At 46.7% G+C, this 775-nt stretch carries 1 protein-coding gene; it reads right to left on the reverse strand.

Annotated elements, in window-relative coordinates; genetic code table 11:
* The coding region (locus R8O11_RS26920; RefSeq protein ID WP_318194836.1) for a penicillin-binding protein activator at window positions 1-775 on the reverse strand (775 nt) is incomplete at both ends.

Below are 775 nucleotides of genomic sequence, written 5' to 3' on the forward strand. Positions count from 1 at the left end.
GCCCATAGCTCATTCATTTCAGCGGTCACGATTGGGTCTGGGTTTACTAACAGCGGAATGTCACTGTAGATAATGCCTGTTAAGTCTTCGTACGTCGCACCACCGCTGTTGCTACGAGAGTTCGAGAACAATTTTGGTGGCTTCGCATCTGGGTTAATTGCGACCTCAATGAATGGTTTGATAAGTGTTAGTTCAGAGCTACGAGCGACAATGTAAACTGCGTCCACATCACGACGACTGCGTGGCTGTGTTTCCAACTTAATGCGCATGAGCGATTGCATCTGTGCGATACGCTGTTTGCTCTCTTGTAATCCAAAGACGTCGTTAATGTCTTTTTGTAGCTGGCGCTTATCACCAAAGTAGCTTGTTGCGACTTTGTTTGAGCTGTACTTGCTCCATTCTTCATTGAAAGCTTGCACAACACGCTCACCGTAGCTGCCTTTTGGCGCTAGGATCAGCGGGAAGTTATAGCCTTCGCTAAACAAGTATTTTGCAGCTTGAGCCACTTCTTGCTCTGGTGACAACGCTAGGTAGCAAATGTCGGTACCTGGCTGAACATCTTCAGGAATATTCAGCGCCAGTGCTGGAATGGCTGGACTGTTTGCTGAGCCATCCATTGTTGTTTGCAATAGTTCGACATTTTCTTTTTGCAGCGGGCCGACAACAAAATCGATGTTTTCGTTGATAAGACGTTGCTTCACTTCATCAGCGCTGTACGCATTCGTATCAATGACGGTAAGCGTTGCACTTGGATCGCGGTTTCTATCATTCATCA

The organism is Vibrio sp. 1288, from assembly GCF_033344475.1.